Below are 24612 nucleotides of genomic sequence, written 5' to 3' on the forward strand. Positions count from 1 at the left end.
TGGAAGGACATCGAACGCATGGATGAGCGTCTGCACAAACGCTGGATGGCGATCGCCGGCCTGCTGGCAGGCCTGCCCACCGTGGCGGCAGGCGGCACGGGTGCCGTGCTGGGGCTGATGGTCGTATGGGATGGCAAGTACCTGACAGGCGACGAGCACACACTGTTGCTGCTGTGGTCGACCGCCGGAATCATCGGCCTGCTGTCGTGGTTGTGGCTGAGCGGCCTGTTCCTGTGGCGTGGCCTTGCCGGCCTGCGCGATTCCCCGGTTGTCGCCTGGGTGGGGTTGGCGCTGGGGGGGCTGGCCGCATTGGCCGTGGTTGCCGCCACGCTGTACTTCACCTTCAAGCACGGGGAGATCTCGACATTGGCCTTCCTCGGCTTTGGCCCACTGTTGCTGGTGATGGCCGGGCACCTGGTGTGGCTGCGCTGGGCACGCGCAGCCTCGGTGCCGCCGGCACCCGGTTGAGCGCACAGCGCTGACCGCGCTGGAGGCTCTGTTCGGCCGAAATGCAGGCCCTTCCGCGCAGACAGCATTTGCTGCGGGGCCCTTTCTCAGGTACCTTTGCGACGCTGCCATGACCGTGGCAATAGGTACTTCCCTGAGCCAGGCGTTCCATGCATTGCCCCTTCTGCCAACATGCCGATACCCGGGTCATCGACTCGCGCGTCTCCGAAGACGGCGCGACGATCCGTCGTCGGCGTGAATGCGAAGCCTGTGGCGAGCGCTTCAGCACCATGGAAACGGTTGAACTGAAGCTGCCGGCCATCGTCAAGAGCGATGGCACCCGCGAGGCGTTCGACCAGCGCAAGGTCCGCGCTGGCTTCGACCGCGCGCTGCAGAAGCGTGCGGTGGCCGAAGACAAGATCGAAGCGGCGGTACGCGCCGTGGTCCACCAGCTGCGCATCAGCGGCGAGCGCGAAGTGCCTTCGATCAAGGTCGGCGAGTTCGTCATGAACGAACTGCGCAAGCTCGACCACGTCGGCTATGTGCGCTTCGCATCGGTCTACCGCAGCTTCGAGGACGTGGCCGATTTCCGCGAGGAGATCGAGAAGCTGGAACGCGACCTGCCGTCCAGCACCGAACAGCTGCAGCTGCTGGGCGACGTGATTGCCCTGACCAAGAAGAAGAAGGGCTGACCGCCTTTTCCCTGGTAGATGCCAACCTTGGTTGGCACTGATGGCATGGATGCACACCGGCGGCGTTACCATGGCCGCATGACCACCCCGTTCTCCGTCCTCGACCACCTGCACATGGCCAACGCACTGCGCCTGGCCGAGCGTGCCGCCTACACCACCCGCCCCAACCCGATGGTCGGCTGCGTGATCGCCCATGGCGAACGCGTGGTCGGGCAGGGCTGGCACCAGCGCGCCGGTGGCCCGCATGCTGAAGTGTTCGCGCTGCGCGAGGCCGGCAGCGACGCCCGTGGCGCCACCGCCTACGTCACCCTGGAACCCTGCGCGCACTACGGGCGCACGCCACCGTGTGCGCTGGCACTGATCGAAGCGGGCGTGTCGCGTGTGGTCGCGGCGATGCGCGATCCGTTCCCCAAGGTCGATGGCGGTGGCTTCGATCTACTGCGCAATGCCGGCATCGACGTCGCCGAAGGGCTGATGGCGGCACAGGCGCGCGAGCTCAACAAGGGTTACCTGTCGCGCGTGGAGCGCAACCGCCCGTGGCTGCGGGTGAAGCTGGCGGCCAGCCTCGATGGGCGTACCGCAATGGCCGATGGCAGCTCCAAGTGGATCACCGGTGCGGCCGCGCGCGAAGACGTGCAGCACTGGCGCGCACGTGCGGGTGCGATCCTGACCGGCGCCGACACCGTGATTGCCGACGACCCGATGCTGACCGTGCGCCTGGCCGATACCGAGGTGATGCCACCGCTGCGCGTGGTGCTTGATTCACGCCTGCGCTCGCTGGAGTGCAGCCGTGTGCGCGAGGGTGGGGCGCCGACGTTGTACCTGCATGGCGCAGCAGTAAGCGCACCGGATGCGGCCGACGCCGAATTTGCCAGCGTGCCGGGCAGTGGTGGCAGGTTGGATCTTGGTGTGGTGCTGGCCCTGCTGGCCGAACGTGGCATCAACGAAGTGCATACCGAAGCCGGCGCGACGCTGGCCGGTGCCTTGCTGCGCGGCGGCTGGGTGGACGAACTGCTGCTGTATCAGGCGCCCACGCTGCTGGGCGATAACGGTCGTCCGCTGCTGGCCGGCCTCGGCATCGAGGCGATGGACCAGCAGCGGCGGCTGCACGTGGTGGATCAGCGGCAGGTGGGTGAGGACATCCGCTTGTTGCTGCGGTCGTAGCGCAATGACATGCGCCGGGCATTGTCCGGCGCATGTCGTGGGATGGAACCGCCGGGCATGGCCCGGCGCTACCGCTTACCACCTCACGCGCATTCGTCGGTCCACATCATCTCGGCGATCGGGCGCAGTGCCTTGCACTCCTGCGTCATCTCCTCGGCCGACTGCACCTGCGCCTTGGCCTTCAGTTCCTCGGCCATCGCATCCACGCCGCTGATCTGCTCCGGCGCGATCTTCGCCACGCAGGCGCGGTGCTGCTGCAGCAGCAGGTCGCAGCCCGGTACGCCGGTTACTTTCGGCGCGCTGGCGGCCTGTGCATCCTGCATCCAGTCCTCGAACGGCGCCAGCGCACCGGCTACGGTGCCCACCAGATCGTCGAAATTACCGCTGTACCAGTAGCCGTTGTCCTTGGCCGGGTACAGGGTGAAGGTGCCGCTGACCGGCACGCGCGCGCCACTCTGCAGTGCCAGGGTGTAGGCATCGGTGAACTGCTTGCGCGCGGCCGGGCTGGCGTCAGACGCGAGGCTGGCGGCAAACAGCGGGCGGACCTTGCCCAGGTCGGGCAGCTGGCAGCTGTAGGTGATCCGCGCCAGCTTCTGGTCTTCAACGTATTCGTTGTCTTCGACCACGCTCTTGGTCGCGCGGCACTTCGAATCACGCAGCGCCTTGGCATACAGCGCTTCGGTGGCCGCAGCGTCGGACTTGTCACCGGCGCTGGCCAGCACGGTCTGCCACGGCTCGGCCAATGCCTTGGCCAGCGCACCCGGGTTGGGGGTCACGGCGTCCTGGCCTTCGAAGGCCGGCTTCAGTGCGTCGTTGAGCGTGCGCGTGGCGGCCGCGTCGTCTTCCAGCAGCACGCGTGCGTACAGGTCGAAGGCCTGCTCGGGCGTCAGCTGGGCCGGTGCAGCGCTGGCAATCAGCGGGGCGCACAGCAGCACGCTGGCCAGAAGGGTACGGGTGGTGGTCTTCATGACGGTGTTTTCCTGTTCCAGAGGCGCGCAAGCCTAGCGCATCCAGCGCTACTTTCGATGGCGGCCAGAGGTCACATGGCGGTGTACCCCGGCCAAAAAAACGGGCCCCTTGCGGGGCCCGTTCGATCGCACGACGAGGAGCGATCGTTGGATCAGAAGCTGGCGCGCACGCCGGCCGAGTACTGGGTGACGTCACGGTAGCCGGAGATCTCGCCCACCAGACCCCAGGTCCTGGTGAAGTTGATCTGGCCGCCGACGGTGCCGACCCAGGTGCCCTTGAAGTTGTTGCCGCCGTCCATGTAGCCGGCCTTGGCCCAGGCTTCGGTCATGCGCGACGGCTTGCCGCGGATGCCCAGGGTGGCGCGGCCCAGGTTGGTGTGATCCTTGTAGCGGTCGCTGTAGCCGTCGTAACGGTCGGTCAGTTCAGCGCTCTGGCGCACCCAGGCGATATCGGCGGTGAAGTCCAGGCGGTCGGTCCACGGCATGTGGTAGCCGATGCCCAGCTCCGGCTGGTTCAGTTCCAGCTTCAGCGAGCCGTCGCTGTAATGGTAGGTCTTGCTGGTGCGCGACCAGCCACCGAACACGTAGACCTGTTCGGCGATGGCCACGGAGCCACGCAGGTAGCCGCCGTCGACCTTCGGGTCGTCCAGTGCGTTGTCGTCAACCTTGACCTGCGTCCAACCGCCTTCGACGTAGGTGTAGCTCAGGGCGTCGGCCGAAGCCGAGAGCGGGGCGGCGGCCAGCAGGGCGGCCACGATCAGCATCTTGCGCATGGGAATTCCTGTGAATTTCAGTCCTTTGGCGGGCCTGCCCCAGCGGGCTGCCCGTGGCGACCTCATGTCGTCCGGGGTGGAATTTTAATGAAAGTTTTACAAATTGCGAGCGACGGCCGTCACAGCTGTGGCATCCGACCCTGTTCAGCCCGGGCTGGTACACTAGCCACGCCGGTTCGCCGGTACACAAACGTCTTCAGGGCGGGGTGCAATTCCCCACCGGCGGTAGGTGCGCAAGCACGAGCCCGCGAGCGCCCCGGCCTACGGCCGGGGGTCAGCAGATCCGGTCCAATGCCGGAGCCGACGGTCATAGTCCGGATGAAAGAAGACGGTGCCACAGAGCTCATGCCCTGCGCGTGCCTGTTTGCCTTGCGGCGTTTTTCGCTCACTTTTCGCGGAGAACGTTTCTTGTTTACTGGAATCATCGAAGGCGTCGGCCGTCTGGCCGCACGCGAATCCATCGGCGGCGATGTCCGCTTCACCTTCAATGTCGGGAACCTGCCGTTCGACAACGTGCAGATGGGCGAGAGCATTGCCATCAACGGCGTCTGCCTCACCGTCATCGCATTCGACGCCAGCAGCTTCCAGGCCGATGCGTCCACCGAGACCCTGGGCCTGACCACGCTGGGTCAGCTGGGCGAAGGGGCGGTCATCAACCTGGAGCGCGCCATGCGCCCGACCGACCGCCTGGGCGGCCATCTGGTCAGCGGCCACGTCGACGGCCTCGGCAAGGTGCTGTCCATCCACGAAGACGCGCGTGCCCAGCGCTGGCGTTTCGCCGCGCCGGCCTCGCTGCGCCGCTACATCGCCAAGAAGGGCTCGATCTGCGTGGACGGCGTCAGCCTCACCGTCAACGAAGTGGACGATGAAGGGTTTGACGTCGCCCTCATTCCGCACACCGTCGCCAACACCGCCTTCTCCGCCGCAGGCGTGGGCAGCGCGGTCAATCTTGAAATCGATCTGGTCGCCCGGTATGTGGAGCGCCTGATCAGTGTGCCGACCAACGGTCAGCCCCCACAGGGAGATGTCGCATGAATTTCGCCCCGATTCCGGACATCCTGGAAGACATCCGCCTGGGCCGCATGGTGGTCATCGTCGATGACGAAGACCGCGAGAACGAAGGCGACCTGATCATGGCCGCCGAGCTGGTCAAGGCCAGCGACATCAACTTCATGGTCACCCATGGCCGTGGCCTGGTCTGCCTGCCGTTGAACCGCACCCGCGCCGCCGATCTCGGCCTGGCGCCGATGGTGCAGGCCAATACCGCGCAGTTCCAGACCAATTTCACGGTCAGCATCGAGGCCGCCGAGGGCGTCACCACGGGCATCTCGGCGCATGACCGCGCCCACACCATCCGCACTGCGGTGAAACCCAACGCCAAGCCGTCGGACCTGCACCAGCCGGGCCACATCTTCCCGCTGATCGCTCAGCCGGGTGGCGTGCTGACCCGCGCCGGCCACACCGAAGCCGCCGTGGACATGGCCATGCTGGCTGGGCTGGAACCGGCCGGCGTGCTGGTGGAGATCCTGAACCCGGATGGCAGCATGGCGCGCCGCCCGGAACTGGAAGTGTTCGCCCGCGAGCACGGCCTGAAGATGGGCTCCATCGCCGACCTGATCGCCTACCGCCTGGCCACCGAAAAGACCGTCGAACGCGTGGACGAGCGCGAGATCGAGACCGAATTCGGCCCGTTCAAGCTGGTCACCTACCGCGACCGCATCGCCCACGACCTGCATTTCGCCCTGGTCCGTGGCACGCCGGATGCCGACACCCCCACCCTGGTGCGGGTGCAGGTGGAAAACCCGCTGGCCGACCTGCTGCACTGGCGCCGCGACGATTTCGGCGTGGCCGCCACCGATGCCCTGCGTGCGATCGATGCTGAAGGCAGTGGCGTGATGGTGGTGCTGCAGGCCCCGCGTGATGGCGAGGCCCTGCTGGCCCGCCTGCGCCAGCAGCCGGCGCCGGTGGTGCCGGGCAAGGACAAGGACGTGAGCCAGTGGCGCCGCAACGGTGCTGGCGCGCAGATCCTGTCCGACCTGGGCCTGGGCAAGCTGCGCGTGCTGGGCACCCCACGCCGCCAGATCGGCCTGGCCGGGTACGGCCTGGAAGTGGTGGAGACGGTTACCCCGTAACGCGCCCGCTGCGCTCGCCGGGCATGGCCCGGCGCTACCCCGGCGCCCCCTAATCCGGTAGCGCCGGGCCATGCCCGGCGGGTTCCCCAGGCCCCCGCCAGCCACGGCCGGGGCCCATCCACGCTAGAATTACCCCCTTATCGAGTCCCCCAAGCCGCATATGAGCCACTACGAAGGCGATCTTCGCACTCCCGAATCGGCGCGCTTCGCCATCCTGGCCAGCCGCTGGAACGCCCGCATCACCGATACGCTGGTCGCTGGCGCCCGCCAGAGCCTGGCCGGCAACGGCATCACCGAAGCCAACATCGACGTGATCCGCGTGCCGGGTGCCTGGGAGCTGCCGCTGGTGGCCGCGCGCCTGGCCGCCGCCCATGAACACGCCGCCATCCTCACCCTGGGCTGCGTGATCCGTGGCGATACCCGCCACTATGAACACGTGGCCGACCGCTGCGCCGAAGGCCTGATGCGCGTGCAGCTGGACTTCGGCGTGCCGGTGCTGAACGGCGTGCTGGCGGTGGAACGCGTTGAAGACGCCGAGGCCCGCGCAGGCGGCAGCCACGGCAACAAGGGCGAGGAAGTCGCACTCGCCGCATTGGAAATGGTCAATCTTCTGGAGCAGCTGCCATGAACAAGAACACCCAGGGCAAGCCCTCCGGTAAACCCGTCCGCCGCGATGGCGTCGATCCGGTGCTGCGCTCGCGCGCCCGCCGTCGTGCCGTGCAGGCCATCTACGCCTGGCAGATCTCCGGCGGCAACGCACAGTCGCTGATCGCCCAGTTCGCTCACGAGCAGGCCCGCGAAATCGCCGATCTGGCGTACTTCGAGGCACTGCTGCACGGCGTGCTCGACAACCGCCGCGACATCGACGAAGCGCTCGGCCCGTACCTGGACCGCGGCATCGAAGAAGTGGACGCGATCGAACGCGCGGTGCTGCGCCTGGCCGCCTACGAGCTGCGCTACCGCCTGGATGTGCCGTACCGCGTAGTGATCAACGAAGCCATCGAATCGGCCAAGCGCTTCGGTTCCGAACACGGCCACACCTACGTCAACGGCGTGCTGGATCGTGCCGCCGTGGAATGGCGCAAGGTCGAATCGGGTCACTGATCCGGTTCTGCTCGTCCTGGACGGGCCGTGACCTGCGGGGTCGATACCGGCCCTGACTCCGCTTCTGGTGGGTGCCAACCTTGGTTGGCACCGATGCCCGATATCGCCGCCACCCCCACGGGAACGCCCCATGTCCCTGGCTGAATTCGCCCTCATCGACCGCATCCGCGCCCGCACCGCCGAGCGCGACGACATCGTGCTCGGTATTGGCGACGACGCCGCACTGCTGCAGCCACGCCCGAACGAACAGCTGGTGGTCACCGCCGATACACTCAACAGCGGCGTGCACTTCCCGGCCGAAACGCCGGCGTTCGACATCGGCTGGAAGACGTTGGCAGTGAATCTGTCCGACCTCGCCGCGATGGGCGCGCGCCCGGCGTGGTGCACGCTGGCGCTGTCGTTGCCGGAAGCCAGCGAAGACTGGATCGAGGCCTTCGCCGACGGTTTCTTCGCACTGGCCGACCAGCACGACATCGCCCTGATTGGTGGCGACACCACGCGTGGCCCGCTGTCGCTGTCGGTCACTGCGATGGGGCAGGTGTCGCGCGGCCAGGCGCTGCGTCGTGATCGCGCACAGATTGGCGATGACATCTGGGTCAGCGGCACCCTCGGCGACGCCGCCGGTGCGCTGCGGCTATGGCAGCAGGGTGCGCTGAACGTGGCCACCGCCACGCTGCTGGCCGATTACGAAAGCCTGCGCCTGCGCTTGCTGCGGCCGACCCCGCGCGTCACCCTCGGCCTGCGCCTGCGTGCGTTCGCGCATGCGGCCGTGGATATCTCCGATGGGTTGCTGGCCGACCTTGGCCACATCGCGGCACGCAGCGGTGTGCGTGCCGAAGTCGATGCCGATGCGTTGCCGATGTCAGCGGCGCTGCGCGAACTGCTGGGCCGCGATGCTGCCCGTGAGTGCGCGCTGCACGGCGGCGACGATTACGAACTGTGCTTCACCGCCGCCGCCGACCAGCGCGACGCGTTGCACTTCGTTGCCGAATCGCTGGATCTGCCGATCACCCGCATCGGCCGCATCATGGAAGGGCAGGGCGTGCATACCGAAGGCCACGACGGCCCCAGCGGGTACGAGCACTTCGCCGGCTGAGCACGCAGGTCATGCCTGCTGCTGCGCGGCAACCTGACGTTCGATGCTCGCCGCGATCAACGCGATAGCCTCAATGACGATCGCCTTCGACGCCGCATCTGTCGCGCCGGTGCTGCGCAGGGCCTGTTCGGCCTGTTGGCAGCTGCGCGCTGCCGGGGCTTCTCCCAGAAATACCAGCGCGCCGGCGAAGCTGTGCAGCTGATCGATCATGGCCGGTGCATCGGCACTGTCCAGCGCCTGGGTCAACGCCGCGTAGTCGCGATGCGCGGTCTGCAGGAACGCCTCGCGCATCTGCCGCTGAACCGCCTCGCTCACCACCGGAGGTAAGGGTGCCTGTGCCGAGCGATCGAGGTCGAATCCATGCAGCGCGGCCTGCAGCGACGCCAGGTCGAGCGGCTTCAGCAGCAGCTTGGACATGCCGGCCTCGCGCACGCGCTGCGCGTCCTCGGGCATCGCATTGGCGGTGAGCGCGACGATGGGGATGGAGGAGTCATCCGCACGCAGTTTCCGGGCCAGCCCGAATCCGTCCAGGCGTGGCATGTTCAGATCGGTCAGCACGATGTCGAACCGGCCCTCGCGCCAGCGCTGCCACGCCTCCTCACCGTCGGCCGCGAGGGTGACCTGCCAACCCAGCGCATGCAGTTGCCCCAGCGTCACGTCACGGCTGATCACGCTGTCATCCACCAACAACGCGTGACCGCCCGACGGATGCACGTGCTCGACAGGCGCCGGCCGTGGCGGCGTGCCTGCCACGGCGGTGGTCCGGCGTGCCGGAATGTCCAGGTGGAAAACGCTGCCGGCACCCGGGGTGCTACGCACGCCGAGCGTGCCGCCGAGCAGTTCGGCGAAGCGTTGGCACAAGGCCAGCCCCAGGCCGCTGCCGCCGTGCTGCCGTGCCGAACCGGCACCGACCTGCACGAACGGCTTGAACAACACGGCCTGCGCCTCCGCATCGATGCCCGGGCCGGTATCGCGCACCTCCACGTGTAGCCACTCGCTGCCATCGGGCCGCAGCGAGGCATCAACGCTGACCGCCACCGTTCCCGATGCCGTGAACTTCACCGCATTGCCCACCAGGTTGTTGATCACCTGCGCCACGCGGCCTGCGTCGGCCACGTAGGCTGGCCCCAGCGCATCGCCGGTGTGCAGCTCCAGGCGCAGGCCTTTCGCGGTGGCCTGTGGCTCGAACAGTGTCGCGGTCTGCTGCAGCAGCGCACGCGGGTCGAAAGGCGCCGGCTCCAGCGTCATCAGCCCGGCTTCGATACGGGAAAGGTCGAGGGTGTCGTTTACCAGCCCCTGCAGCACATCGGCCGCGCTGCGCGCGCGCGTGACATGCGTATGCGCCGCCGCCGGCATGGTCTGGCGGGCAAGCAGTTCAAGATGGCCGAGCACGCCGCTCAAAGGGGTGCGGATTTCATGGCTGATCATCGCCACGAAGGCGGTCTTGGCCTGGTCCGCAGCCTCGGCATCGTGCTGGGCCTGTTCGGCATGACGCCGTGCATCCAGCAGGCGCTGCTGGGTTTCGGTCTGCGCGGTCACATCGGTCACCGCGCAGACCCAGATCGCCCGCCGCTGGTAGCGCGCGGCGGCCACGATGGATTGCAGGTAGCGCGATGGACCGTGCTCATCCGCGGACGGCGCCTCGAACAGCTGCCCGTGTACCTGGCCGTCAACGCGTTGCACCAGGCGGCCGACCAGCACGTCCATCAGGTTGCCGGCGGTGTCGCCGATCAGCTGCTCCAGTGCCTGGTTGTGCAGGATCACCTGCCCGCTCTGCTGGTCGAGCAGGCACAGGCCGACCGGCGACGTTTCGATCAAGGTGCGGCTCAGCGCTTCGCTTTCATGCACCCTCGCGGCTTCTTCCAGCGCCGGCCGCAGCACGCGCCGGTCCACCAGCAGCAACAGCGTCCACAGTGCGGCCAGCAGGGCGGTCAGGGCCAGCCCACCGCCGAGCAGATAGGTCTGCTGCGCCGTCCAGATGTCGGTCCAGCGGTAGAGCCGCAGCAGCGTCCAGTCGATGCCCTGCAAGGGTGCGGACATCACGAAGGCACGGCCGGCAGGCAGTGCCAATAGCGTAGGCCGGGGCGATGGCGCGGCGCGCAGCGCAGGCCCGGAAATCGCAGCGTCCGCAGCACTGCGCAGAACATCGTTTCCCTGCCGGTCCAGCACCACCCACATTCCCGGGCTGGCCTCCTCCAACCGCTCGCGCAGGCCTTGAAGCGGTTCAAACGTCAGCCGGTTGATGAAGGGGGTGCCATTGCTGCGCAGGCGCATCTGGGTGACCAGTGCATCCTCGCCGGTGAACGGATTGCGGCCGAAGTAGGCGCGCAGCCGGCCACTGTCCAGTTGAAGCTCGGAGTCCGCACCCGCTGACTGCCAGCCGGCATCGGCGGTCTGTGCCAGCGCGGCCAGTGCCTGTTCACGGGTAGGCACCTTCATGTGCTGCAGCAGCTGCGCTTCATCATGCAGCCCGGCGATCGCAAACAGGCGCCCTTCCGGTTCGAAGGCGAAGGAGATCAAGGAAGTGGGCGAATCCTGCGCCGCTACGGTGGCGGCCATGTACGCCGAATAGGTCTGCACCATGCCCAGGTACGCCGCCTCCGCCTGTGGCGGAAGACGGCCCTCGCGCGGGGACAGCGCCAGCCAGGGGACGGACAGGGCGCCGGGTGCCACCACGCCGGCCTGGCCATCCTGTGCTGAAAAGCGGGCAGCAACAGGCAGGCCACCGGCCACCAGTGCGGTTTGCTGGGTAGCCCACAGCATGGCGTTGGTGTTCAAGCTGGCCACGTAGGCCCGCCTGCGCTCGCCAATGTAGCGATCCACCGTCTGCTGGCCGCGCTGCAGCGCCTCGCGCTCGTTGAGGTGCACCGTTTCCAGCCGCAGCCACAGCGCCGCGCAGCCGGCGGCCAGGAGAAGCAGGGTCAAGATGGCACCGCCGCCGAACAGCAGCCGGCGCTGCAGGCCTTGCAGGGTGGCAAGCACGGAGCCCGGGGGTGACGCCATGGTGCGAACCTGGGTTGTGAGGCTGTGGCGTGCAGCGTGACGCGTATGCCACCCTCAGTGCAAGTCATTGCCGGAGCACTGCGGAAGCCCGATCTACGTTTACCGATCAACGCGCGCCTCGGCCTCACGGGGCGTGCCGTAATCATCCAGCCATTTGAACGCCACCGTTGCGGGCATCGCTGCACCTTCCGGCAGCGCATAGCGCACCTGTGCCCCCGGCGCGATCATATCCACGTCCACGCTGCGGCCATCGGCCAGCGTCAATGAACTCAACGAGACGTGGTACGCGCTCGGATTGCGAACCCGCAGGCCATCACCATCGGCAGACCACTGCAGCGTGGCCGCTGCATCGCGTGCACTGCCCGGCAGCCCGGCCGGGCGATGGAACAGCTTCACCCGCGTACGCACCGCGAACTGCAGCAGGTTCTTGCTACTGGCATCGCTGGGCTTGGGCGGAATGTCCAGCAGATTGAAATAGAACACCGATTCGCGATCGGTTGGCAGCGGTGACTCCGACGGGCGCGGTGCGTAGGTGACGCGATATGCCTGGCCCTGCTTCGGTTGTAGCAGTCGCGGCTCGGCGGGTGTCAGCCGGAACGGCGTGCGTACGCTCTCCGGGCGCGACTGGCTGTCGCCGTCATCGATCCACACCTGGGTCATCGCCGGCAGTTCACCCACGTTGCTCGCCCTGACCGTTACGTCGCGACCCTTGCTGGCGTCGTGAACGATGCGCGTGCCCTGCAGTGTCACCGCGGCCGATGCCGGCAGCGCTACCGACACGGCCAGCAGCGCGCATATCCACGTCCTGGCGCGGAGTTTCATGGTCAACCTCATTCAAGGGTGCAGGCCAGCGCAGCGTGGCGCTGGCCTGCCGGAAGCGGATTACTTGTAGAGCACCACGAAGTCGCCCGAAGCGTTAGCGGTGCCTGCCTGCGCGTTCTGCGCCGGTGAGGCGTACCACGCGCTGTAGTCCAGCTGGCCGCTGCCACCGGCGGCGATGGTCACCCACACGGCCGGGTCCTCACCGATCTTCTGCTGGTTGCCCGCAGCGTCGTACAGGGCCACGCCAACATTGGCTGCAGAAGACGCCGCGGTCAGTGCCAGGTTGCCGGTGCTGCCATCGGGCGTGCCGCCAAAGCGCACACCCACATCCTGCGATGTACCCGAACCGGAGCAGTCCAGGGCGATGGTGAAGTTCTTCTGGCCGGCGCGGGTGCTGGCGTTGACCGAGGCCAGGTCCACCTTGCCCATCGGCACGGTGATGGTGCCACCGGTGGAGCCCACCGAGCAGGTGGAGGTCATCAGTTCGCCGGTGATTTCCAGCGATTCGGCAGACACCGACGGCGCGGCGATGGCGAAGACGGAAAGGGACAGCAGGCGGAGCGTCAGGGACATGACAGTTCTCAGTTGTGGAATGAAGGCACGCAGTGGCCGCCCACGGCAGCCAGCGCGGCCAGTTTCGACGCGCGCGCCAGGCCACGGAATGCAACAAGTTGCAAATGTGCGTTGACGTTCGCGAACTGCAATTAATCCGATAGAAAGCGGTAGCCGCGCTGCCTAGACTGCGCGGCCTCGATTGGTTGCCGGAAGAATTGCCGTGTGCGCTCCCGCCCTACTTCCCGTCGCTACGTGGCGCAGATCGCGTGCGCCCGGGTTGCTGGTGCTATTGATGGCTGCTGCGATGGCGCTGCAGTCACAGCAGGCCAATGCGAGCTGTGTGAGGTTGAATCCGGGTGATCAGGATCTGACGGCGTCGTTCACCATGCCGAATGTAGACCGGCCGGATACGCGTTACAGAGTAGTCAATGTTGGACGGATCTCTGGCGGCTTCGAATGCACAGCGGGACAAACTGCATTCAACATCGATGCGCCTCTCGCCGGTCTCACCTATGTGCGGGATGTCCAGCTGGACAGCTACCTCTACAAGGTCTACAGCACAGGACCAAGATCGCCACTGATCGGCTTCAGCTTCAGTGTGAGGAGGGCTGGGACGACCTTTGGCGGTCCGCCCATCGAACTCGGCGTTCGCAACCGACACCCCGGGGAGCCTTTGACCAAGACGGAAGCTATGGACGTAGACGTCTACATGGTGATTTTCTTCCGCGGCGGCGCCATGGAGAGCATTCCCATGACCGATCTGGGCACCATCACCTCGTCGGTCGAGAGCGACCCCAGCCAATCGATGCAGCACCACGTGCGGCTGGAGATCACCGTCCCCCCCGTCACCTGCAGCCTCGCCAATGCGTCCCACACCCTCGACGACGTGCTCGCCAACGAGCTAGCCGCCAGCGGCAGCAACGCGAAGGAATCCAGCTTCGACGTCACGATGAACTGCCCGATGGACAACATCGACGTGCAGCTGTCGCTGGCCGACGCCAATGACCCTGGCAGCAGCAACGGCCAGCTCGCACCTGCCCCCGGCACCACCGCCGGCGGCGTGCAGGTGCAGCTGCTACGCGGTGGCCAGCCAGTGCAGTTCGGCCAGGCGTGGTCGCATGGCTGGTCCAGCAAGGGCCAGCAGGCCATCCCGTTCAGTGCACGCTATCTGCGTACAGCCGATCCGCTGGTGCCCGGCGACGTCAAGGGCGAGGCGGTGCTGACCGCCGACTACCGATGATCGCCGTCAATCGTACCCCTGCCGCCACCCGGTCCCTCTGCGCCGCCATCGGTGCGGTGCTGTCGACTGGATTTGCACTGGACGCCACGGCAGCCCCCGTCGAGTTCAGCGAAGGCTTCCTGATCAGCGGCGAAGCCATCGACATGGCGCGCTACGCCAACGGCAATCCGTTGCCGGCCGGCGACTACGCGGTGGATGTGCATGTGAATGGCGAGTACCTGCGCAGCCAGGACATCCGCTTCGTCATCCAGGACGACCCGCAGATCGCGGTGCCATGCCTTTCTCCGATGCTGGTACGCGGGTTGCCATTGAAGCCTGCGTTTCTTGAGGCACTGCCCGCCGAGGAAAGCACCTGTGTGGATCTGCCAGCGCTGGTGGAGGGCGCTAGCACCACCTTTGACAGCGGCGAACTGCAGTTGTCCCTGAGTATTCCGCAAGCGGCCCAGGCCATCGCCGCGCGTGGCTTCGTGGCACCGGAACTGCGCGACGACGGCATCACCGCCGCCTTCATCGACTACAGCGCCAACCACTACCGCAGCCAGGGCAGCGACAGCAGCTACCTCGGCCTTCAGGCGGGCCTGAACCTGGGCGCATGGCGCCTGCGCCACCGCGCGTCGTTCACCCATGGCAGCCAAGGCACCCGCCACGAGGTCATCAGCAGCCATCTACAGCGCGACATTCCGCGCTGGAACAGCCAGCTGCTGCTGGGCCAGGGCAACACCGGTGGCGAGCTGTTCGAAAGCGTGCCGTTCACCGGCGTGCGCGTGGCCAGCGACGAACGCATGCTGCCCGATTCGCTGCGCGGCTATGCGCCGGTGGTGCAGGGCATTGCCGAAGGCAATGCGGTGGTCACCATCCGCCAGAACGGCAGCATCATTCACGAAAGCAATGTGGCGCCGGGCCCGTTCACCATCGAGGATCTGTATCCCACCAACTTCGGCGGCGATCTGGACGTCAGCGTTACCGAAGCCGATGGCCGCGTGCAACGCTTCAGCGTCAACTTCTCCGCTGTACCGCAGGCGCTGCGCGCTGGGTCGTCGCGCTTCGCAGTCACCGCCGGCGAGCTGCGCGACACCGGCAACACGCTGCAGGCGCTGCGCTTCACCGAGGGCACCTACGCGCGCGGCCTGAACAACCGGCTTACCGTGCTGGGTGGCGCGCAGCTGGGTGAGGACTATCGCGCCCTGCTCGCCGGTGCTGCGGTCAACACGGCCATCGGTGCATTCGGTGCCGATGTCACCCATTCGCGCGCCCGCCTGCGCGGCAACGACACCGCCACCGGCAACAGCTTCCGCGTGAATTACCAACGTTACGTGGCGCGCACCGGTACCAACTTCGGCCTGGCCGCGTATCGCTACAGTACGCGCGGCTTCCTCAGCCTCAACGATGTGGCACGCGCGCAGAGCGACGACTGGGGTTACGGCCAGCGCGCCCGCCAGCGCTACCAGGTGAACTTCTCGCAGAAGGTCGGCCAGCGCAGCAACCTGTATCTCAGCGGCGGCCATGTGTCTTACTGGGACAGCGCCCGACGCCGCAACGATTTCCAGGTGGGCTTCCAGAGCACGCTGGGGCGGGTCAACTACGGTGTGTCCGCGCTGCGCTTCCGCGTGGGCGATGGCCGCCAGGACACGCGCTATGCGTTCACCCTCAGCGTGCCGCTGGGCCGTAGCGCCAACGCACCGCGTGCCAGCACCCAGCTCAGCCAGGCCGATAGTGGCAGGCAGTCGCAGCTGGGCATCAGCGGCAGCCTGGGTGAGTCACGTGCGCTGAGCTACAGCCTGTCCAGCGCACAAGGCAATGGACAGAACAGCCATAGTGCTTATGCCGCGTGGCAAGGCAGCCGTGGCAATCTCAATGCCGGCTACAGCCGCAGTGGCGACTACCGCAGCCTGTCGCTTGGCGCATCGGGCAGCGTGGCGCTGCACAGCGGTGGCCTGAACCTGGGCGCTCCCGTGGGCGACGGCTTCGTACTGGTGCAGGCGCCGGGTGCGCAGGGCGCGCGCATCGGCAGCAGCACTGACCTGCGCGTAGCGCGCAATGGCTACGCGCTGCTGCCGCACATCAGCCCCTATCGCTGGAACACCATTGACCTGGATCCCTCCGGCCTGCCGATCGAGGTGGAGCTGCTGCAGACCTCGCAACGTGTGGCGCCCACCGCCGGTGGCATCGTGCGCGTGCCGTTCCAGGTGCGCCGCGAGCGCACGCTGTTCATCGACGCCACCGATGCGCTGGGTCAGCCGCTGCCGTTTGCGGCGGTGGTGCAGAGCGAAGACGGCGCGCCGGTCGGCGCGGTGGGGCAGGGCGGGGTGATCCAGCTGCGCGGTGCGCAGGACAGTGGCAGTTTGATCGTCGACCCCGATGGCAAGCGACGCTGCCGCATCGACTACCGCATGCCCGACGCGCCGGATGCCTACGGGCTGTCGTGGAACCAGGCCGTGTGCGTACCGCAGCCGTTGCCGCCGGAGAGCCTGCAGGCGGGCACGCCGGAGCAGGAAGAGGGCACCGCCCCATGAGTTTCGTCTTTCCTTTCAACGTTCACAGGAGTTCAACCATGTCCCGTTCTCTTCTTCAGGTGATCGCGGTGCCGATGCTGTGCCTGATCGCGTCGGCCGCAGGTGCCCAGACCACCCTCACCATCAGCGGTCGCGTGCTGCCGGGCACCTGCACGCTGGCAGCGCCCACCATTGCACTGGATCCGGTGAAGGCCGATGAGATGACGCCAGGTGCCGCCAACAGCGTGAAGGCAGGTGCGTTGAACTTCACCGGCTGTGTGGGCGTCAGCGGCGCGCGCCTGTCCTTCGATGGCACGGCCGCTGACGGCGACCCGGAGCGCTGGAAGAACACCGCCGCCACCACGCCAGCAACGGGTGTGACGGTCGCGCTGCTGGCTGGCGCGACCGGCAACACCTACCTGAAGAAGGGCGACACCGACATTCCGGTGGCTGTCTCTGGCGCGACGGCGTCCTATCCGCTGCGCGCGGGTTACTTCATTCCCAACACCAGTGGTATCAACGCCGGCAATATCTCCACCGAGATCGTGGTCACCGCCGCCTACGATTGAAAGCCGGTACGGCCCTGTAGCGCCGAGCCCACGCTCGGCTGCTCTTCGATCAGGTTCCGGGCAAGCCGGGCATGGGCTCGGCTCTACAGAAGCCGCTAAGCTGCGTGCAGCTGTACATCCACATACTCGGCCAACCCCCGGCACGCCAGCAGCAACCCCTCGCGCGTGTCATCGTCCACCTGCTGGCTGATCTCGCCATCCACGCGCACGCGTTCTGTAGCGTGCAGCAGCTCAAGTAGAAACGTCAGCCCGGCATTGGCGCGGTCGATGCGCGCCAGTGCCAGCCGCTGCCCCGGCGTGCGGCCTTTGCCCGGCCACGGTTGCCCATCGGCGGCGTCGCCCTGGCGGATGTGCTGCAGGCAGTGCAGCAGCGTAATGGTGCCGGGCGCTTCGTCTTCCTGCAGTGCGGCGAAGGTGCTTTCCAGCGTGCGCGCCAGATCGTCAGGCAGGCGCGTGGCGGCCTCGCCCAGAGTGGCGAACAGGTGGGGATAGTGTGACGTGGTCATGGCGGCGTCCTTGTGTGCGAAGCAAGGGGCCACCCCGCTTAACAGCGAGGGTGGCGGACGGTGCGTGGTTCCAATACCGGTGATTAGTGTCGCCAAATGCCGGCGGGCACGAGGCCCCCACGCACCGCCCGCCGAAGACTCGCGGACAGAATGCCTGCCGACGCCACCCAGGCACGAGGGAAGGCGGTGACGCCGGCAGGCAAGCGTAAACGACACTAATCAAACGGGATTGGAAGCCCGTGCCACCCGTTGTCGGTGGCATCTACATCTTGCGCACGTAGGTGCCGCTGTACCAATGAGAAAAGTTTCAAATTCAAGTTTGTTGCAATCTGCATGCGCGCGGAAGATCGTCATGCAGAGTGAGGCGAATGCGTCAGCATTCGCGCAGCATCCTTGTAGAGCCGAGCCATGCTCGGCTTGCCGCGCGAAGCGCGGTGCTTTTCGCGATCTGGCCGAAAAGCAGCCGAGCATGGCTCGGCTCTACAGAAGGCGCATCGTGCACAGTGGAACGGCGCCGGATTGCTCCGGCGCCGTTTCAGTTCCTTCTTACCAGCTGTAAGCCACGCTCAGGTTGCCAGTGGCTTCGCGATACCCGCTGTCACCGCGCATCACCCCGAACCCGCCCCAGGCACTGAAACCGGAACGGAATTCCACACGCGCACGCCACCCTCAATGCAAGCCGTGGGCGGTGCGCTGCCGTAGCCTGGTATGCGCCTACCGCTTAACGCGCGCTTCGGCATCGCGCGGCGTGCCGTAATCATCCAGCCATTTGAACGCCACCGTTGCCGGCATGGCTGCACCTTTCGGCAGCGCATAGCGTACCTGTGCCCCCGGCGCGATCATATCCACGTCCACGCGGCGGCCATCGGCCAGCGTCAATGAACTCAACGACACGTGGTACGCGCTCGGGTTGCGTACCTGCAGCGCATCACCATCGGCAGTCCACTGCAGCGTGGCTGCTGCGTCGCGTGCATTGCCCGGCAGCCCGGCGGGTCGATGAAACAGCTTCACCCGCGTACGCACCGCGAACTGCAGCAGGTTCTTGCCACTGGCATCGCTGGGCTTGGGTGGAATATCCAGCAGGTTGAAATAGAACACCGATTCGCGGTCGGTCGGCAGCGGTGCTTCCGACGGGCGCGGTGCGTAGGTGACGCGATATGCCTGGCCCTGCTTCGGCTGCAGCAGCCGTGGCTCGGCCGGTGTCAGCCGGAACGGCGTGCGTACGTTCTCCGGGCGCGACTGGCTGTCGCCGTCATCGATCCAGACCTGGGTCATCGCGGGCAACTCGCCCACGTTGCTCGCCCTGACTGTCACGTCGCGGCCCTTGCTGGCATCGTGCACGATGCGCGTGCCCTGCAGCGTCACCGCGGCCGATGCCGGCAGCGCCGCCGACACGGCCAGCAGCGCGCATATCCACGTCCTGGCGCGGAGTTTCATGGTCAACCTCGTTGAAAGGGGCAGGCCGTCGCTGCGTGGCGCCGGCCTGCCGGAAGCGGATTACTTGTAGAGCACCACGAAGTCGCCCGAAGCGTTAGCGGTGCCTGCCTGCGCGTTCTGCGCCGGTGAGGCGTACCACGCGCTGTAGTCCAGCTGGCCGCTGCCACCGGCGGCGATGGTCACCCACACGGCCGGGTCCTCACCGATCTTCTGCTGGTTGCCCGCAGCGTCGTACAGGGCCACGCCAACATTGGCTGCAGAAGACGCCGCGGTCAGTGCCAGGTTGCCGGTGCTGCCATCGGGCGTGCCGCCGAAGCGCACACCTACATCCTGTGATGCACCCGAACCCGAGCAGTCCAGGGCGATGGTGAAGTTCTTCTGGCCGGCACGGGTGCTGGCGTTGACCGAGGCCAGATCGACCTTGCCCATCGGTACGGTGATGGTGCCGCCGCTAGAACCCACCGAACAGGTGGAGGTCATCAGTTCACCGGTGATTTCCAGCGATTCGGCGGATACCGAGGGCGCCGTAACGGCGACGATGGACAGGGACAGCAGGCGGAGCGTCAGGGACATGATGGTTCTCGTTAGTGGAATGAAGACACGCAATGACCGCCCATGGCAGGCAGTGCGGCCAGTTTCGACGCGTGCTTCCAGCTGCAGAATGGAATTAGTTGCAAATGCGTGATGAAGCTCGCTCACTACAGATCCGGAAGACGGCATCCCTGCGGCTGATGCGAGATGACAACCGGCGCTTTGGCATCGAACGAATTGCAATACAGCGGTGCCTGGGCCGATCTGCAACTTTTTGGATGGGGAGCATGTGCCGCAGCCTCTAGCCTGCGGTTCCCCTTCCTCATGCCGCTGCTTCGGCACCGGCTATCGTCCTCGATGAAGTTGCCCCCCGCGAATCCAGCAGCGCCCCGCCGTGCCACGTTCCGCACCCACTGTCTTGCCCAGGCAATCACCTTCGCCCTGCTGGCCAGCGCGCCTGCCCTGGCAACGGCAACGCCCGCGGGTCCCATGCAGTTCAGCGAAGGCTTCCTGATCGGCGGCGAAGCCATCGACATGGCGCGTTACGCCAACGGCAATCCGTTGCCGGCTGGCGACTACGCGGTGGACCTGCACGTGAACGGCGAGTTCTTGCGCAGCCAGGACATCCGCTTCGTCATCGAAGACGATCCGCAGATTGCCGTGGCGTGCCTGTCACCGGCGCTGGTGCGCGGGCTGCCATTGAAGCCTGCGTTCCTGGAGGCACTGCCCGCCGAGGAAAGCACCTGTGTGGATCTGCCAGCGCTGGTGGAGGGCGCTAGCACCACCTTTGACAGCGGCGAACTGCAGTTGTCCCTCAGCATTCCGCAGGCGGCACAGGCCATCGCCGCGCGTGGCTTCGTGGCACCGGAACTGCGCGACGACGGCATTACCGCCGCCTTCATCGACTACAGCGCCAACCACTACCGCAGCCAAGACAGCGACAGCAGCTACCTTGGGTTGCGGGCAGGCGTGAACCTGGGCGCATGGCGCCTGCGCCACCGCGCGTCGTTCACCCATGGCAGCCAAGGCACCCGCCACGAGGTCATCAGCAGCCATCTACAGCGCGACATTCCGCGCTGGAACAGCCAGCTGCTGCTGGGCCAGGGCAACACCGGTGGCGAGCTGTTCGAAAGCGTGCCGTTTACTGGCGTGCGCGTGGCCAGCGACGAACGCATGCTGCCCGATTCGCTGCGCGGCTATGCGCCGGTGGTGCAGGGCATTGCCGAAGGCAATGCGGTGGTCACCATCCGCCAGAACGGCAGCATCATTCACGAAAGCAATGTGGCGCCGGGCCCGTTCACCATCGAGGATCTGTATCCCACCAACTTCGGCGGCGATCTGGACGTCAGCGTCACCGAAGCCGATGGCCGCGTGCAGCGCTTCAGTGTTAATTTCTCCGCCGTGCCGCAGGCGTTGCGTGCCGGGTCGTCGCGCTTCGCAGTCACCGCCGGCGAGTTGCGCGACACCGGCAACACGCTGCAGGCGCTGCGCTTCACCGAAGGTACCTACGCGCGCGGCGTGAACAACCGACTTACCGTGCTGGGTGGCGCGCAGCTGGGTGAGGACTATCGCGCGCTGCTCACCGGTGCCGCGGTCAACACGGCCATCGGTGCGTTCGGTGCCGATGTGACCCATTCGCGCGCCCGCCTGCGCGGCAGCGAGACCGTTACCGGCAACAGCTTCCGCCTGAACTACCAGCGCTACGTGGCGCGCACCGGTACCAACTTCGGCCTGGCCGCGTACCGCTACAGCACGCGCGGCTTCCTCAGCCTCAACGACGTGGCACGTGCGCAGAACGACGACTGGGGCTATGGCCAGCGCGCCCGCCAGCGCTACCAGGTGAACTTCTCGCAGAAGGTGGGTCAGCGCAGCAACCTGTATCTCAGCGGCGGCCACGTGGCCTACTGGGACAGCGCACGGCGCCGCAACGATTTCCAGCTGGGCTTCCAGAGCACGCTGGGACGGGTCAACTACGGCGTGTCCGCGCTGCGCTTCCGCGTGGGCGATGGCCGCCAGGACACGCGCTATGCGTTCACCCTCAGCGTGCCGCTGGGCCGTAGTGCCAACGCACCGCGTGCCAGCACCCAGCTCGGCCAGGCCGACAGTGGGCGGCAATCGCAGCTGGGCATCAGCGGCAGCCTGGGTGAGTCACGTGCGCTCAGCTACAGCCTGTCCGGTGCACAGGGCAACGGACAGAGCAGCCACAGTGCCTATGCCGCGTGGCAGGGCAGCCGTGGCAATCTCAATACTGGCTACAGCCGGAGCGGCGACTACCGCAGCCTGTCGCTTGGCGCATCGGGCAGCGTGGCGCTGCACAGCGGTGGCCTGAACCTGGGCGCTCCCGTGGGCGACGGCTTCGTGCTGGTGCAGGCGCCGGGTGCGCAGGGCGCACGCATCGGCAGCAGTACTGACCTGCGTGTGGCGCGTAATGGCTACGCGCTGCTGCCGCACATCAGCCCCTATCGCTGGAACACCATCGACCTGGATCCCTCCGGCCTGCCGATCGAGGTGGAGCTGCTGCAGACCTCGCAGCGTGTAGCGCCCACCGCCGGTGGCATCGTGCGCGTGCCGTTCCAGGTGCGCCGCGAGCGCACGCTGTTCATCGACGCCACCGATGCCGTGGGCCAGCCGCTGCCGTTTGCGGCGGTGGTGCAGACCGAAGACGGCACACCAGCTGGTGCGGTGGGGCAGGGCGGGGTGATCCAGCTGCGGGGTGCACAGGACAGCGGCGCGTTGATCGTCGACCCCGATGGCAAGCGGCGCTGCCGCATCGACTACCGCATGCCCGATGCGACAGATGCCTACGGGCTGTCGTGGAGCCAAGCCGTGTGCGTGCCGCAGCCGCTGCCGCCGGAGGGTCTGCAGGTGGCCACGCCAGAAGCGGTCGAGAACACGGCCCCGTAATTCCCGTTGTCCCTTTCATCGCTCACAGGAGCTTCCGCATGTCCCGTTCCTTCCTTCAGCTGGCAACCACCGCGGCGCTATGCCTGAGTGCTTCGGCCGCATTCGCTGACCAGGCCACACTGACAATCACCGGCCGTGTGCTGCCGGGTACCTGCACCCTGGCGGCGCCTGCTATTGACTTGGACCCGATCAAGGCCGATGAACTGGTGCAGGGCGACAACAAGCTCAAAGCTGGTACCTTGGACTTCACTGGCTGTGTGGGCGTGGGCAAGGCCACGCTGTCCTTCGCCGGTACTGCAGCCGATGGCGATGCCGATCGCTGGAAGAACACCGCCGCCACTGATGCGGCCGATGGCGTATCGGTCGCATTGCTGGCCGGTTCCACAGGAAACACGTATCTGAAGAACGGTGACACCGGCATAGAGGTGGTGGTGAGTGGTGCGACAGCTAGCTACCCACTGCGAGCCGGCTACTACCTGCCGGCTGTGGCAGGGGTGAGCGCAGGTGCCGTGCAGGCTGAAATCGTGGTGACGGCGGATTACGAGTGATGCGGAACAGATCAGCTAAAAGAGGCCTCGGCGTGCTTGCAGGAGGAGTCGCGCTGATGGTTGCAGGCGCCGGGACTGCCCGGGCCTGCACATCGTCTGAGTACCGGGCGATGAACCACGACAGCGTGCATCAAACCTATCCATCATGGCCCGGCCAGGAGATTGCAAAAGAGGTCGCCATCCACCACATCCGCGGTTGTACTGTGCCGGATGAAGACCTTGCGATGGACGTGCGCGTCGAATTCCCGGGATTGCGCCCCGCAGGAACCATCTACTGGCAAGGAGAGACATTTCCTGCCTACGAAGCGGCACCCGACTCGCCACTGATCATTTTCTACTGGATCCAGGCCCTACCCCTGTATCCGCCGCTCACACCGCTGGAGGTGGGGGCGGCAATGCCAATCGTCAGGACATCCACGGGAACCCTGCCGGCGAACGTGCAATTCAATTCGGCGTTGCCTTCTTCACACGGTCGGACGACCGTCGATTGCGATCGTTTGAGATTGGTGGAGGGAGCATGCATGTCAATGCGGGTGCTTACCCATCCGTCAGTGGCACGTTTCCGCTTCATCTGAAGATGGTCTTTCCTGCCACGACCTGCCCTCTGGATGATGCGGCTGAGACGCTGCAGGATGTGCAGGTTGCCGAACTGACCACGCCGGGAAGTACTGCGAAGGAGAAAGTCGTGGCACTCCGCATGAACTGCGGGGTTGATGCGCCGCGAGCAAGAATGATGCTGTCGGATGCAGCAGATGCGTCCAACACGGGCAGTCTGCTCACCCCAAGCGCCGGATCAGACGCGAAGGGCGTGCGGGTGCAGATGTTGCGCAATGGCAGTGAAGTCCAGTTTGGGCAGCAATGGGATTTCGATCCCGGTACTGGCGGTGTGCACGACCATGCATTCACTGCGCGCTACTTCCGCACTGGTGATGCGTTGCAGCCTGGCTTGATCAGGGGCGAGGCGGTATTGAACGTGGACTACTGGTAAGGGAAGGCGGCTGATCTGCGGCTGCAGCACCGAACCGCATGCTCGGCTGCATGCATGGCTCGCCGGCATTCCAGAGGCCATGACGAAGAGCAGCCGAGCATGGCTCGGCGCTACACGGCTTCCCGCAACTGCACATCCACATGCTCGGCCAGCCCGCGGCAGGCCAGCAGCAGTCCCTCACGCACGTCATCGCCCACCTGCTGACCCTCATCGCCGTCTACGCGCACACGCTCGGTGGCATGCAGTAGTTCCAGCAGCAGCGTCAGCCCGGCGTTGGCGCGGTCGAGGCGTGCCATCGCGATGCCATGACCCTGGGTGCGGGTTTTCCAGGGCCACGCTCGCCCGTCGGCGGCCTCCACGTGGCGAATGCGCTGCAGGCAGCCGAGCAGGGTAATGCCCTCGTCGGCGTGGGCGCCCATCGTGCTGCCCAGCGTGGTTTCCAGCGCTTTGGCCAGGTCATCCGGCAGGCGTTCAACGGCATCGCCCAGTGTGGCGAACAGATAGGGATAGAGCGAAGAAGTCATGGCGGCATCCTTGTGCTGATGGCAAAGGGCCGCCCTCGCGCTGGGTGAGGGCGGCGGACGGTGCGTGGTTGCAATACCGGGGACCAACGCGTGTTAGCCGGCGGGCACAAGGCCCCC

General features: G+C 66.5%; 24 protein-coding genes and 1 riboswitch. Of the genes, 15 read left to right on the forward strand and 9 right to left on the reverse strand.

The features are described from left to right. The first annotated feature begins 18 nt into the window (after positions 1-18). The 3 genes from N5D20_RS00165 to ribD all read left to right on the forward strand — a co-directional run bounded on the left by N5D20_RS00165 (position 19) and on the right by ribD (position 2303). On the forward strand, positions 19-468 hold the full coding sequence (locus N5D20_RS00165) for a hypothetical protein (RefSeq protein WP_279914969.1): 450 nt from the start codon (positions 19-21) through the stop codon (positions 466-468). Between the two features lie 149 nt (positions 469-617). Continuing rightward, complete coding sequence (gene nrdR, locus N5D20_RS00170) at positions 618-1139, forward strand: transcriptional regulator NrdR (protein WP_004143350.1); 522 nt, start codon at positions 618-620, stop codon at positions 1137-1139. A 78-nt stretch (positions 1140-1217) separates the two neighbouring features. After that, positions 1218-2303, forward strand: a complete 1086-nt coding sequence (gene ribD / locus N5D20_RS00175) for a bifunctional diaminohydroxyphosphoribosylaminopyrimidine deaminase/5-amino-6-(5-phosphoribosylamino)uracil reductase RibD (RefSeq protein ID WP_279914970.1) — start codon at positions 1218-1220, stop codon at positions 2301-2303. Positions 2304-2386: 83 nt separating this feature from the next. Here ribD and N5D20_RS00180 read toward each other — a convergent pair whose 3' ends face one another. After that, entirely contained in the window at positions 2387-3271 is an 885-nt protein-coding gene (locus N5D20_RS00180) for a hypothetical protein (protein ID WP_279914971.1), read from the reverse strand. 152 nt (positions 3272-3423) lie between these two features. After that, entirely contained in the window at positions 3424-4044 is a 621-nt protein-coding gene (locus N5D20_RS00185; protein WP_010481980.1) for a hypothetical protein, read from the reverse strand. 188 nt (positions 4045-4232) lie between these two features. Then, positions 4233-4378, forward strand: a riboswitch (FMN riboswitch). A 74-nt stretch (positions 4379-4452) separates the two neighbouring features. Between N5D20_RS00185 and N5D20_RS00190 the strand changes: the two genes are divergently transcribed. From N5D20_RS00190 to thiL, 5 genes are all read left to right on the forward strand, one after another. Then, positions 4453-5079: a riboflavin synthase gene (locus N5D20_RS00190; protein ID WP_279914972.1), complete on the forward strand. Its 627-nt coding sequence runs from the start codon at positions 4453-4455 to the stop codon at positions 5077-5079. Beyond that, positions 5076-6176: a 3,4-dihydroxy-2-butanone-4-phosphate synthase gene (gene ribB / locus N5D20_RS00195; protein ID WP_159359791.1), complete on the forward strand. Its 1101-nt coding sequence runs from the start codon at positions 5076-5078 to the stop codon at positions 6174-6176. The genes N5D20_RS00190 and ribB overlap by 4 nt, the downstream gene beginning before the upstream one ends. A gap of 160 nt (positions 6177-6336) precedes the next feature. Then, entirely contained in the window at positions 6337-6804 is a 468-nt protein-coding gene (ribH, locus tag N5D20_RS00200; protein ID WP_010481977.1) for a 6,7-dimethyl-8-ribityllumazine synthase, read from the forward strand. Continuing rightward, positions 6801-7280: a transcription antitermination factor NusB gene (nusB, locus tag N5D20_RS00205; RefSeq protein ID WP_005408062.1), complete on the forward strand. Its 480-nt coding sequence runs from the start codon at positions 6801-6803 to the stop codon at positions 7278-7280. The genes ribH and nusB overlap by 4 nt, the downstream gene beginning before the upstream one ends. A gap of 130 nt (positions 7281-7410) precedes the next feature. After that, on the forward strand, positions 7411-8376 hold the full coding sequence (thiL, locus tag N5D20_RS00210) for a thiamine-phosphate kinase (RefSeq protein WP_010481973.1): 966 nt from the start codon (positions 7411-7413) through the stop codon (positions 8374-8376). Positions 8377-8385: 9 nt separating this feature from the next. Here the strand turns inward: thiL and N5D20_RS00215 are convergent, their stop codons facing one another. The 3 genes from N5D20_RS00215 to N5D20_RS00225 form a co-directional block, all read right to left on the reverse strand. Further along, on the reverse strand, positions 8386-11379 hold the full coding sequence (locus tag N5D20_RS00215) for an ATP-binding protein (RefSeq protein ID WP_279914626.1): 2994 nt from the start codon (positions 11377-11379) through the stop codon (positions 8386-8388). Positions 11380-11478: 99 nt separating this feature from the next. Further along, positions 11479-12201: a fimbria/pilus periplasmic chaperone gene (locus N5D20_RS00220; protein ID WP_279914627.1), complete on the reverse strand. Its 723-nt coding sequence runs from the start codon at positions 12199-12201 to the stop codon at positions 11479-11481. Positions 12202-12261: 60 nt separating this feature from the next. Next, complete coding sequence (locus N5D20_RS00225; RefSeq protein ID WP_279914628.1) at positions 12262-12774, reverse strand: fimbrial protein; 513 nt, start codon at positions 12772-12774, stop codon at positions 12262-12264. A 274-nt stretch (positions 12775-13048) separates the two neighbouring features. On the opposite strand from N5D20_RS00225, the gene N5D20_RS00230 reads away from it, so the two are divergent. Genes N5D20_RS00230 through N5D20_RS00240 form a run of 3 tightly spaced genes read left to right on the forward strand, consistent with a single transcriptional unit; the run spans position 13049 to position 17057 of the window. Continuing rightward, a complete protein-coding gene (locus tag N5D20_RS00230; RefSeq protein WP_279914629.1) occupies positions 13049-13996 on the forward strand; it encodes a fimbrial protein in 948 nt (315 codons plus the stop codon). Continuing rightward, the gene (locus N5D20_RS00235) at positions 13993-16509 is read left to right on the forward strand and encodes a fimbrial biogenesis outer membrane usher protein (RefSeq protein WP_279914630.1); all 2517 of its coding nucleotides are present in this window, start codon (positions 13993-13995) and stop codon (positions 16507-16509) included. The genes N5D20_RS00230 and N5D20_RS00235 overlap by 4 nt, the downstream gene beginning before the upstream one ends. Before the next feature lie 38 nt (positions 16510-16547). Then, positions 16548-17057 carry a fimbrial protein gene (locus N5D20_RS00240; protein ID WP_248854301.1) on the forward strand — a complete coding sequence of 170 codons (510 nt, stop codon included), beginning with the start codon at positions 16548-16550 and terminating at the stop codon, positions 17055-17057. A 95-nt stretch (positions 17058-17152) separates the two neighbouring features. On the opposite strand, the gene N5D20_RS00245 is transcribed toward N5D20_RS00240, so the two are convergent. The 3 genes from N5D20_RS00245 to N5D20_RS00255 form a co-directional block, all read right to left on the reverse strand. Beyond that, on the reverse strand, positions 17153-17563 hold the full coding sequence (locus N5D20_RS00245) for a hypothetical protein (protein ID WP_279914631.1): 411 nt from the start codon (positions 17561-17563) through the stop codon (positions 17153-17155). Between the two features lie 714 nt (positions 17564-18277). Then, positions 18278-19000: a fimbria/pilus periplasmic chaperone gene (locus N5D20_RS00250; protein WP_279914633.1), complete on the reverse strand. Its 723-nt coding sequence runs from the start codon at positions 18998-19000 to the stop codon at positions 18278-18280. A gap of 60 nt (positions 19001-19060) precedes the next feature. Further along, on the reverse strand, positions 19061-19573 hold the full coding sequence (locus N5D20_RS00255; protein WP_279914634.1) for a fimbrial protein: 513 nt from the start codon (positions 19571-19573) through the stop codon (positions 19061-19063). Positions 19574-20020: 447 nt separating this feature from the next. Between N5D20_RS00255 and N5D20_RS00260 the strand changes: the two genes are divergently transcribed. The 4 genes from N5D20_RS00260 (at position 20021) to N5D20_RS00275 (ending at position 23971) form a co-directional block, all read left to right on the forward strand. Then, the gene (locus tag N5D20_RS00260; RefSeq protein ID WP_279914677.1) at positions 20021-22435 is read left to right on the forward strand and encodes a fimbria/pilus outer membrane usher protein; all 2415 of its coding nucleotides are present in this window, start codon (positions 20021-20023) and stop codon (positions 22433-22435) included. A 38-nt stretch (positions 22436-22473) separates the two neighbouring features. Continuing rightward, the gene (locus N5D20_RS00265) at positions 22474-22983 is read left to right on the forward strand and encodes a fimbrial protein (protein ID WP_279914635.1); all 510 of its coding nucleotides are present in this window, start codon (positions 22474-22476) and stop codon (positions 22981-22983) included. Positions 22984-23093: 110 nt separating this feature from the next. Beyond that, positions 23094-23558, forward strand: coding sequence for a hypothetical protein (locus N5D20_RS00270; RefSeq protein WP_279914636.1), 465 nt, complete (start codon positions 23094-23096; stop codon positions 23556-23558). After that, positions 23501-23971, forward strand: coding sequence for a fimbrial protein (locus N5D20_RS00275; RefSeq protein WP_279914638.1), 471 nt, complete (start codon positions 23501-23503; stop codon positions 23969-23971). The genes N5D20_RS00270 and N5D20_RS00275 overlap by 58 nt, the downstream gene beginning before the upstream one ends. A 110-nt stretch (positions 23972-24081) precedes the next feature. Here N5D20_RS00275 and N5D20_RS00280 read toward each other — a convergent pair whose 3' ends face one another. Further along, complete coding sequence (locus tag N5D20_RS00280) at positions 24082-24495, reverse strand: hypothetical protein (RefSeq protein ID WP_279914639.1); 414 nt, start codon at positions 24493-24495, stop codon at positions 24082-24084. Positions 24496-24612 lie beyond the last annotated feature (117 nt).

Source organism: Stenotrophomonas sp. GD03877 (assembly GCF_029840555.1).
Classification (GTDB): Bacteria; Pseudomonadota; Gammaproteobacteria; order Xanthomonadales; family Xanthomonadaceae; genus Stenotrophomonas; species Stenotrophomonas geniculata.